The 3,742-nt window shown below is 67.3% G+C and carries 2 protein-coding genes; one reads left to right on the top strand and one right to left on the bottom strand.

Annotation, left to right across the window (positions count from 1 at the left end):
* A partial coding sequence (locus HUK84_RS12165) for an efflux RND transporter permease subunit (protein WP_176640527.1) occupies window positions 1-2,959 on the bottom strand: 2,959 nt, incomplete at its 3' end.
* A 523-nt stretch (window positions 2,960-3,482) separates the two neighbouring features.
* On the opposite strand from HUK84_RS12165, the gene HUK84_RS12160 reads away from it, so the two are divergent.
* The coding region (locus tag HUK84_RS12160) for a LysR family transcriptional regulator (RefSeq protein ID WP_176640526.1) at window positions 3,483-3,742 on the top strand (260 nt) is incomplete at its 3' end.

Genomic DNA, 3,742 nt, shown 5'->3' with positions numbered 1-3,742 from the left:
GGCCGGCCTCCAGCGCGGCCTCGGCGGCGGTCAGGCCGTCGCCGCGCCGTTCCTTGGCGAAGGTGACCAGCAGGATCGAATTGGCGCTGGCGACGCCGACGCTCATGATCGCGCCCATCAGCGACGGGACCGAAAAGGTCGTGCCGGTGACGAACAGCATGAAGACGATGCCGCACATCGCGCCCGGCAGGCCCATGATGACCACGAACGGGTCGGTGAAGGACTGGAAATTGACCGCCATCAGCAGATAGACGGCGATCGCGGCCACGATCAGCCCCACCCCCATCCGGGCGAAGGTCGAGCGCATCGAATCGATCTGTCCCCGGACCTCGATCGCGTTGCCCGGGCTGAGCTGCGCGCGGTGGCGGCCGACGATGCGGTCGATGTCGGCGGCGATCGCGCCCAGGTCGCGGCCTTCGGCGCTGGCATAGATGTCCAGCACCGGCTGGATGTTGCTGTGCGAGATCACGCTCTGCGCCAGGTCGCGGCGGATGCCCGCGACATTGTCCAGCAGCGTCGGCGCGCCGCCCGCGCCGGCGGGGCCCGCGACCACCGTATTGCCCAGTTCGCGCAGGCCGGTCAGCCGGTATTGCGGCGTCTGCACCGCCAGGGGATACTGGATGCCCGTGTTGGGATCGACCCAGAAATTGGGCGTGACGGTGTTGGACGAGGCCAGCGAGATCATGACGTTGCGCGCCACGTCGTTCAGCGTCAGGCCCAGATCGTTGGCGCGCACGCGATCGACGTCCAGCCGCAGTTCGGGGGCGGCGATTTCCTGGTGCATATGCACGTCGGTGACGCCCGGCACCTGCGCGATCTCGTGCAGGATCGACCGGGCGATCGCACGGTCGGTCGGCGCGTCATAGCCCATGACCCGGACGTCGATCTGGGCGGGCAGGCCGAAATCGATGATCTGGGTCACGATGTCGGCCGGCTGGAAATAGAAGACGGCCTCGGGGAATTTCTGCGCCAGGACGGTGCGCAGCCGGCGGATGTACCCCGCCGTGGGGTGATGGTCGGGCTTCAGCGCCACCATGATCTGCCCGTCATTGGGGCCGATCGTGGTGCCGTCATCGAACGGCATCGTATAGCGGAAGGCGATGCCGATATTGTCCAGGATCAACTGGCGCTCGTCCGCGGGGATCGTGGCGCGGATCGTGTCCTCGACCTGGTCGAACAGATGCTCGGTGCTTTCGATACGGGTGCCGGCGGGGGCGCGGACATGCAGCCGGAATTCACCGGCATCGATGCTGGGGAAGAAGTCCGACCCCACCTGGGTCGACAGCACGCCGCCCAGGGTCAGCACCACCACAGCCAGGACCGGCACCCGCCAGTTGCTTTCGATCAGCCCTTGCAGGATATGGGCATATCCGTCGCGCAGCCGGGCGAAGCCCGCGTCGAAGCGCGCGCCGAACCGCTGCAGCATCGTGGGGGGCAGGCCGCGGGCCGCGCGCGACGCCGCCCGGCTTTCCTCGGCCTTCAGCAGCATGGCGGCGAAGATCGGCACCAGGGTGCGGCTGATGCCGTACGAGGCCAGCATGGCGTACACCACCGCCAGCGCCATCGGCGTGAACAGATAGCGCGCCGGGCCGATCAGGAATTCGACCGAGACGAACACGCTGGAGATCGCCAGCGTCGAGACCAGGGTCGGCAGGGCGATGCCGGCCGCGCCCTCGAGCACCGCGCGGCGAAGTTCGGCGCCGTCATGGCGGATGCGGTGGATGTTCTCGATCGTGACGGTGGCGTCGTCGACCAGGATGCCGACGGCCAGCGCCAGCCCGCCCAGGGTCATCAGGTTCAGGGTCTGGCCGGTGGCGGACAGGATGGCGATCGACGACAGGATCGACAGCGGGATCGAGATCGCCACGATCAGGGTCGAGCGCCAGCTCGACAGGAAGGCCAGGATCATCGCCGCGGTCAGCAGCCCGGCGATCACGGCCTCGGACACCACGCCGTTGATCGCGGCCTTGACGAACAGGGACTGGTCGAACAGCTCGTCGATCTTCATCCCCGGCGGGGCGGCAGCACGGGTGACGGGCAGCACGCGGTTGCGGATGGCGTTCACCACGTCCAGCGTCGAGGCGTCGCCGGCCTTGAGGATCGACAGCAGGACCGAACGCCGGCCTTCGGTGCGCACGATGTTCTGCTGCACCGCCGTGCCGTCGCGCACCTGCGCCACGTCGCGGATGCGCAGGATCGCGCCGGTGGCCGGGTCGCGTTTCAGCGGCACGTCGTTCAGCCGGGCGGCGATGTCGGGCATGCCGTTCATCCGCACGTCATATTGCGTGGCGCCGAACTTGACCGTGCCGGCCGGCAGGGTCAGGTTCTGCGCGTTCACCGCGTTCGAGACGTCCAGCGGCGTCAGGCCCGTGCCGGCCAGCTTGGCCGGGTCGATATCGACCATCACCTGGCGGATCTTGCCGCCATAGGGCGGGGGCAGCAGCGTGCCGGGAATCGGCGCCAATTGCTGGCGGATGCGATAGATGCCGTAGTCGTACAGGTCGCTTTCCGTCAGCTTGTCCGAGGACAGCGCCAGTTGCAGCACCGGCACGCTGGAGGCGCTGTATTGCATGATGATCGGCGGCTGCGTGCCTTCGGGCAGGAAGGCGCGGATCGAATTGGTGGCCGATACGGTCTGCGCCACCGCCAGGTCGATATTCACGTTGGGCTGGAAATAGAGTTTCTGCACCACCAGCCCGGGCGTCGTCTGGCTTTCGATCGTGCGGAGGTTGTTGACGAAGAAGCTTTCGGAAAATTCGGTATAGGTGCTGATGCGTTTTTCGGTCTCGGGCGCGTTCAGCCCGTCATAGTACCAGACCACCGTGACGACGGGGATGTCGATCGCGGGAAAGACGTCGGTCGGCGTGCGGAAGATGGCCGAGACGCCCAGCAGCAGGATCAGCACGCCGGCGACCAGGAACGTATAGGGGCGCCGAAGCGCCAGGCCCACTATGCCCATGGGGATGTTCTTTTCGGATCGGGCGGGCAAGGGGCGCCGTGCGTCGCCCGCAGGCGCGGGGACGGGACGGCGGGTCTTGCCCGCATGTCTGTCGGAAGACGGTGACGGCCGGTGGGCCGCGATTACACGGGGGCGCGTTCGGGCGGCGGCGCGCCGGACGGTTCGGTCAGCATATCTCGGGCATATCCTTGCAACATGCCGCGATGGGGGTGCGGCATGACTGTACGACATCGGGGGGCGCGCGGGTGCGGCACGCGGGCGAGGCGGTCTGTGCCGGGCGGTCGGGCCCCAACGCTCCAGGATGTCCCGGGGCTCCAGGATGTCCCAAGGTTCCAGGATTCTGGGCCTGCAGGGGCTGCCGCTTCTTTATCTTGCCTGACTGTAATATCGACGGAAGAAAGGCGGAGATAAATAGGTTGTCAGGCGACACTCTGTATCCGTATTGGATACAATATCGGGGCCCGCGAGTGAGGAGAATCGGGATCATGCCTCATGCGGGGCGTTGCAGGCAGGGGGGCGGAGCATGAGTCGCGAAGGCATGGGCCTGTCCGACATCGGGATGTTCGTCGCGGTGGCGGAGCATGCCAATTTCACCCGCGCCGCCCAGCGGCTGGGCACCAGCAAGTCGAATGTCGGCAAGGCGGTGCAGCGGCTGGAGGCGCAGTTGGGCACCCGGCTGTTCCAGCGCACGACGCGGGCCGTGCGGCTGACCGAGGATGGCGAAACCTATTTCGAGGCCGCGCGGGCCGCGCTGGACGGGTTGAGCGAGGCGCATGTCGCGCT

This window comes from Nguyenibacter vanlangensis, assembly GCF_013376155.1.
Taxonomy (GTDB): domain Bacteria; phylum Pseudomonadota; class Alphaproteobacteria; order Acetobacterales; family Acetobacteraceae; genus Gluconacetobacter; species Gluconacetobacter vanlangensis.
Note: the sequence above shows the minus strand (reverse complement) of the source record. Positions and strands in the feature narration are given on the sequence as shown.